Origin of the sequence: Thiocapsa sp., from assembly GCF_011390875.1 — a bacterium.
Classification (GTDB): Bacteria; Pseudomonadota; Gammaproteobacteria; order Chromatiales; family Chromatiaceae; genus Thiocapsa.
Genome location: NZ_JAABRP010000283.1, coordinates 1 through 4,690 on the forward strand (window position 1 = coordinate 1; position 4,690 = coordinate 4,690).

The window sequence follows — 4,690 nt, forward strand, 5'->3', positions numbered from 1 at the left end:
GGACCACATCCGTGCGGCCCACGCCGCGCTCGGCGCGGGCGAGGTTCCGCCGATGCCACCAGATCCGCCTGCAAACGCCGGCCCGGCCGAGCGGGCGGCCCGGGACGCACTGGGCGTGCTCGCCGGAGCACCCGAGCCCGAGATCGTGCCGGCACCCAAGACGCCCTTCGTCGCGCCGGATGCGCTGACCAATCCCGCCTATTCCCGCTTTGCGCTCAAGACCACGGCGGCGGCGGTGATCTGCTTTCTCATCTATACGGCGATCGACTGGCAGGGGATCCATACGGCGATGATCACCTGCTATGTCGCCGCGCTCGCCACCACCGGCGAGACCGTGCATAAGCTCGCGCTGCGCATCACCGGGTGCCTGATCGGGGCGGCGATCGGGGTCGCGGCGATCTTCTGGGTCATTCCCCTGATCGACGGGATCGGCGCGCTGATGGTCCTCGTGTTCTTCGGCTGCCTCGTCGGCGCCTGGGTCTCGACAGGCCCCGAGCGCATCGCCTACGCCGGTGTGCAGGTTGCGCTCGCGTTCCTGTTGACGGTGCTGCAGGGCTTCGGGCCGAGTGTCAGTCTCGACACGGCACAGGGCAGGATCTTCGGCATTCTGCTCGGCAATCTCGTGGTCTATCTGATCTTCACGCGCATCTGGCCGGCGCCCGTCGAGGGCGAGGTCCGTGCATGGTTCGCGCACGCACTCTCGGAGCTGGCACGGATGGCGCGGCTTGCACCCGAACGTCGAGCGAACGCCGTGGGCAGCGCCGCCGCGGTCGAAGCGCTGGCCGGCAAGGCCGAGGAGGCGCTGCGCGTGTTGCCCTTCGAGCCGCGCGGGTTGCGGCCGACGCCCGCGCGCGAAACGGCGCTCCATGGCGCGGTCACGCAGATCGAGGCGCTCAATCGCACCATTTGGTTGAGTCGTGACGCCGATCTCGAGCACACCGCCAAGCAGCTCGAGCGTCTCGCCGAGCGGTTTCGCGGACCCGCCGGAGAACCCGAGCCCCATCCCGGCTCCGGTCCTTCGGCATCGCCGGCTCGGCCTGACGGTCCAGCGCCGAGCGCCGGTCCATTCGCCCGCCCACTCGACCGACTGCAGGGGGCCGCAGGATGAGGGTCCGCCACTCCTTAGCGCGCGTCGCCGGGGCTGCAGTTCTGACGCTGACGCTGGCGGGTTGCGCCTCCAACGCGGCGAACATGACATCCGCATCGTCCGACCAGCCCTGGACGCCTCGCGGCGACGAGGAGACACGCCTGTGGAGTCTCGCGCCCGCTGCGCAACCTACGCCGGAGGATGGGCCTGCGAACTTCAGCATCCCCGCGGACTCTGCACGCGCACAACTCGCGCAGCCCGAGGGGATCGATCCGGCCCGCGTCTACAGCCTGCCCGAGCTCATCGATCTCGCACAGCGAACGAACCCGGCGACCCGAGCGGCCTGGCAGCAGGCTCGGCAGGCGGCGCTGGCCGTCGGTATGGTGGAGGCCACCTACCTGCCCGTGATGACCGCGAGTGTGATCGGTGGGTATCAGGACCTGACAACGCCGCTGCCGGAGGTGCTGGGCGAAAGCCTCAGTTTCGAGACCACCGAAGAGGGTACGGCGCAGATTCTCGCGCTGCAGTGGCTGATTTTCGACTTCGGGCAGCGCCAGGCACTCGCGACCGCAGCCAAGCACGCGGCGATTGCGGCGAACGTCCTCTTCAACGGCACGCATCAACAACTGATCTTCGACGTCTCACAGGCTTACTACGTCTATGGTGCCGCGATCCAGCGACGCGGCTTCGCCGAAACGGCCTTGCGCAACGCCGAAGCGGTCCGGACCGCTGTCGAAGCGCGCGCGGCGCAGGGGCTCGCCACCAGCGTGGAGACTGCACAGGCGCGTCAGGCCGTGGCACAGGCCGAGCTACGTCGGGTCGAAGCCGACGGGGCGGAGCGCGATGCGTATCAGAACCTGCTCGCCGCCGTGGGCGTGAACGCGGCTTTGAAGGTCGACGCGGTCAGCGTCACCCGCCGGCCGCTCCCGGCGCCCGCCTCCGCATCCCTCGAGGCGACAATCCACCGGGCGCTTTCGCAGCGGCCCGATGTTGCGGCGAGCTACGCGGCGATGCAAGCCAGCAAGGCGGGTGTCAAAGCTGCTCAGGCGAACTATCTCCCCAAGGTCTATGCCGGCGGCAACATCGCATCGGGCTCGGGCAACTTCGATGTGTCCGGCCTGCCCTCGATCGGCCAGCAGGGCTCGGGCACGGGCCTGCTTGTAGGGGTGACCGTACCGCTCTACGACTCCGGTCTGCGGGCGGCGCAGGTTAAAGAGGCCGAATCCCGGGCCGAGATGGCCGAGGATGAGTTTCAACGGGTGCAGACTGCGGCAGTGACCGAAATCGTTGCGGCGCGCAACGCGCTGTGGACCGCGCTCGAATCGCACCGCGCTGCCACGGCGCTCGTCGGTGCCGCCTCGATCACTTACGATGCCGCGTTCGCGGCCTACCGTAATGGTGTCGGTACGGTCGATGCCGCGACAGCGGCCGACACCGCACTGCTCGACGCGCGCGAGGCCCGGGCAGAGGCGCATGCGGCCGCATTGATCGGTGCGGTGAACCTCGCCTTCGTGGTCGGCTCGCTGACCTCGCGCGAGAGTCTGCCCTAAACCGCGTCCAGAGCGACATGCATCTTTTTAGTGTGGGTTTGGCTTCCGCGATCTCCTCGATCCCGGTGAGACGCGGTTTAGAATCTAATACTTCTCAATGCCGTGTCACGTTGCTTGCGGATCCCTGAAAGGGGCCTTCATGACCGCCGCAACGCGAATGACCGCCTAAGCGATCCGCGCAAGGTCCATCGCATGTTCAATATCCATCGCGGGAATCAAGCACCGAGCCGTTTCATGCATAACTCCGCACCCGAAGAGCGCCCGATTCGCTTCGCCATCCTACTCTTCAGCCTGCTCGTTCTCGGTGCCAGCAGCGGCTTTGCGACCATCGGCGTTGGGGAAATACTGGGCAACATCGCTGCATCAGCGGTCCTGCTCGCCGGACTGGCCTCGATGTACCACAACCGGATACTACTCGTTGTCGGCTGCGTCCTTCTGGTGCCGGCACTCGCCGCCCGCTGGACCTTTTTCTGGCTCCAAGCCTCGGCGCTGGCGCCGGTCTCGATCCTGTTCTCACTGCTGTTTACCGGATTCAATGCAGGCGCCCTCTTCCTCTATATCCAGCGCCGCGGATCACCCACCAACGACACGGTTTACGGCGGCATTTGCGTCTACATCCTGCTCGGCTACTGCTTCGCGCTCGTGTTCATGCTCCTGGAGATACTTGTACCGGGTTCGTTTTATTTCGCGCATGAGGCCCCGGTCGGCATCCCCCAGATCGAAAGTCAGCTGATCTATTTCAGCTTCTCTACCTTGACCACCGTCGGCTTTGGCGACATCACTCCATTGACCCCGCCGGCAAAGTCATTCGCAATGATCGAGGCCGTTGTCGGCCCGATGTTCGTCGCCGTGTTTCTCGCACGCTTGGTCGGCATACGTACATCGAGCCGCTAAACCGTGTCCAGAGCGAGATGCGTCATTGTTTTCACTCTGCGTATGGCTTGGCCGCGCCAGCAAATAACGCACACCAATCCGAGCGTGGTTTAGGTTGAAACCTGCACTCAACGGATCAGCACGATGACGATACCGAAGAGTGTCAGGATAATGCTTGATGTCGCATAAGCGACGGAATAGCCAATGGCTGGCACGTCACTTTGCGACTTGTCTGTAATCATGCTGAGCGCGGCGGCAGCGGTGCGTGAACCCGCACAACAACCGAACAGGATTGCATCATCGAAACGGAATAGATATTTCCCGATATAGATTGATAGCAGCATGGGCACGGCCGCTGCAGCGATGCTCCACAGCACAAACACATACCCCAGTTCTTTCAGCCCGTCAATGACGCCGGGGCCAGCGCTAAGACCAACAACGGCAATGAACATGTTCAGGCCGATCGAGCTCATGAACCAGGTCGTCGCCCGCGGCACCCGACCAAACGCAGGCCGGACAGAGCGCAGCCAGCCAAAGAGCAAACCGACCAGAAGCACGCCGCCGGCCGTGGACAGTGTCAGCGGTATCGAGCCGACGTTCAGTGTCATCGCGCCAATCAGCGCACCAAGGGTGATCCCTGCACCGATGAAGGCAATATCGGCACGCTCGGTTTCGCGGTCGAGATAACCGATTTTTCCGGCAATCGCGGAAACGTCTGCCGCGGGATTTCAACATTGTCGCGAACTGTCGACAACAACCATTCCGTCATCGCACGGCGGCTCCGATTTCTCTGTAACGAGCGGGAACGCCAAGCGCCGCTGATCGTTAGGCATAGACTGAATGAATACGATAGCTGTGGTGCCAGGTGAGGTCAAGGCGCGGAATCCGCGGCAGGGATTCGAACAGCTGCGGCCTGATCTCAGCGGCCTGTGCTCGTCAGGCAGCATCGCCCGGAGATAACGGGCCGAAGAGTGAGTGTTCCGGGCCGGCGCGACCGATGGTGCGGTAACGATCGTCGGCGCGCTCGGGTCGTCAGTCACGTCGCAACCGCACGTATCTCCGGCTCTTCGAGCATGGAGCCGCGCGAGTGGCTATCGAGGGGCGATCTTTATCCAAAATAGGACATTGACGCGCGCTCTCCCATGATGAACGATGATCGGGAAACTAGGAGCCGATCTCG

4 protein-coding genes are annotated in these 4,690 nt (G+C 64.3%); 3 read left to right on the plus strand and 1 reads right to left on the minus strand.

Going from position 1 to position 4,690, the window contains the following annotated elements:
* From GPT33_RS17065 to GPT33_RS17075, 3 genes are all read left to right on the plus strand, one after another.
* Positions 1-1,108: FUSC family protein (locus GPT33_RS17065; protein WP_296811364.1), on the plus strand; the 1,108-nt coding region annotated here is incomplete at its 5' end.
* 83 nt (positions 1,109-1,191) lie between these two features.
* On the plus strand, positions 1,192-2,637 hold the full coding sequence (locus tag GPT33_RS17070; protein WP_296811366.1) for a TolC family protein: 1,446 nt from the start codon (positions 1,192-1,194) through the stop codon (positions 2,635-2,637).
* Between the two features lie 234 nt (positions 2,638-2,871).
* Complete coding sequence (locus GPT33_RS17075) at positions 2,872-3,531, plus strand: potassium channel family protein (RefSeq protein WP_296811368.1); 660 nt, start codon at positions 2,872-2,874, stop codon at positions 3,529-3,531.
* A 107-nt stretch (positions 3,532-3,638) separates the two neighbouring features.
* Here the strand turns inward: GPT33_RS17075 and GPT33_RS17080 are convergent, their stop codons facing one another.
* The gene (locus GPT33_RS17080; RefSeq protein ID WP_363929468.1) at positions 3,639-4,214 is read right to left on the minus strand and encodes a hypothetical protein; all 576 of its coding nucleotides are present in this window, start codon (positions 4,212-4,214) and stop codon (positions 3,639-3,641) included.
* Positions 4,215-4,690 lie beyond the last annotated feature (476 nt).